Here is a 1,819-nt window from a genome sequence, read left to right as displayed (position 1 = left end):
GGCCAAAAAGCAAAACGCCCGCTTTCGCGGGCGTTTGTTTGGTTGCGGGGACAGGATTTAGCTTTTCTGTCCCGCGGCGTCGGCTTTGCCTCCTTGCGGGCCCCTGATGACAGTTCAAATCAGCCGGCCACCGTCAGCCAGATACAAGAACAGCCCGGATTGAGCCGGGCTGTTCTTGTATCTGGTTGCGGGGACAGGATTTGAACCTGTGACCTTCAGGTTATGAGCCTGACGAGCTACCGGGCTGCTCCACCCCGCGTCACCTACGAGCAAGCGTTTGCTTGCGACTATGAGCAAGCGTTTGCTTGCGACTACGAGCAAGCGTTTGCTTGCGTTCTTGGACGTAAGCGCACGCCTATGGATAGGCTGGCCTACAGATAGGTAGATGGCTCACCAAATGAAAGGGCCGCTTTCGCGGCCCGGGGTCCCGTTGGCGGGCCTTATGCATGTCGCTCAAAAGTGCCTAGCGGTTTTGAGCCAACGACATGCATCACTAAGATCGTAGAGAGAAGATTTATTTCCCTCCGGAGCTTGGTCCGGATGTGAGGGTGAACATGCGTTTTGCAGACCTGGCAGCGACCTACTCTCCCGCGTCTTGAGACGAAGTACCATCAGCGCTGGAGCGTTTCACGGCCGAGTTCGGAATGGGATCGGGTGCAGCCGCTCCGCCATAACCACCAGGTCGGCAAAACGCATGTTCAATCGAGAAGCTTTTTGAGCGAATAGCCAATAGTGAGTAGCCAATAGGGAACCCTATTTGCTGCTTTCTCTAGGCTGTTCGCTGGTCTTTGTTGTGCCCTGGATGTTCCTTTCAGCCTGGCGCCTTTCGAAGCGAAGCTTCGCAAGGTCGACCGACCGTCGGCGCTGTTGCGCCGCACCCACGTAGCGCCGCCCGTGAGGGCGGAACAAGCGTGAGTGAGAATGGCGACAATCCTTCGGATTGCGCCTTGATGGATATAAGTAATGAGAACGATCAAGCCTATCGAACTATTAGTACCGGTAAGCTTCAAGCGTTGCCGCTCTTCCACACCCGGCCTATCAACGTGGTCGTCTTCCACGGTTCTCAGGGAATACTCGTTTCAAGGTGGGTTTCCCGCTTAGATGCCTTCAGCGGTTATCCCGTCCGGATATAGCTACCCTGCGATGCGGCTGGCGCCACAACAGGTCCACCAGAGATCCGTCCATCCCGGTCCTCTCGTACTAGGGACAGATCCTTTCAATATTCCTACACCCACGGCAGATAGGGACCGAACTGTCTCACGACGTTCTGAACCCAACTCACGTACCGCTTTAAATGGCGAACAGCCATACCCTTGGGACCTGCTCCAGCCCCAGGATGCGATGAGTCGACATCGAGGTGCCAAACAACCCCGTCGATATGGACTCTTGGGGGTCATCAGCCTGTTATCCCCGGCGTACCTTTTATCCGTTGAGCGATGGCCCTTCCACGCGGGACCACCGGATCACTATGACCGACTTTCGTCTCTGCTCGACTTGTCAGTCTCGCAGTCAGGCAGGCTTATGCCATTGCACTCAGCGAACGATTTCCGACCGTTCTGAGCCCACCATCGCGCGCCTCCGTTACTCTTTAGGAGGCGACCGCCCCAGTCAAACTACCCACCATACATTGTCCCGGACCCGGATAACGGGCCGCGGTTAGACATCCATAGTAATAAGGGTGGTATTTCAAGGGTGGCTCCACCTGAGCTGGCGCCCAGGCTTCAAAGCCTACCACCTATCCTACACATGCCACTACGAATGCCAATGTAAAGCTATAGTAAAGGTGCACGGGGTCTTTCCGTCTAACCGCAGGAACCCC

1 protein-coding gene, 1 tRNA gene and 2 rRNA genes (1 of these 4 cut by a window edge) are annotated in these 1,819 nt (G+C 56.0%); 1 reads left to right on the top strand and 3 read right to left on the bottom strand.

What is annotated here, in order from left to right; genetic code table 11:
* Positions 1-204, top strand: a 204-nt coding sequence (locus CK230_RS33435; RefSeq protein WP_210201472.1) for a hypothetical protein, incomplete at its 5' end; no start/stop codon positions are given.
* On the opposite strand, the gene CK230_RS09935 is transcribed toward CK230_RS33435, so the two are convergent.
* The 3 genes from CK230_RS09935 to CK230_RS09925 form a co-directional block, all read right to left on the bottom strand.
* A tRNA-Met gene (locus CK230_RS09935) sits at positions 183-259 on the bottom strand. The genes CK230_RS33435 and CK230_RS09935 overlap by 22 nt on opposite strands.
* A gap of 308 nt (positions 260-567) precedes the next feature.
* Positions 568-682, bottom strand: a 5S ribosomal RNA gene (rrf, locus tag CK230_RS09930).
* Positions 683-969: 287 nt separating this feature from the next.
* Positions 970-1,819: ribosomal RNA gene (locus CK230_RS09925) — 23S ribosomal RNA — on the bottom strand (it continues 2,030 nt past the right edge of the window).

The sequence above is a fragment of the Mesorhizobium sp. WSM3859 genome, from assembly GCF_002295065.1.
In the GTDB taxonomy this organism is placed as follows: Bacteria; Pseudomonadota; Alphaproteobacteria; order Rhizobiales; family Rhizobiaceae; genus Mesorhizobium.
This window is presented reverse-complemented; position numbering and strand designations above follow the sequence as displayed.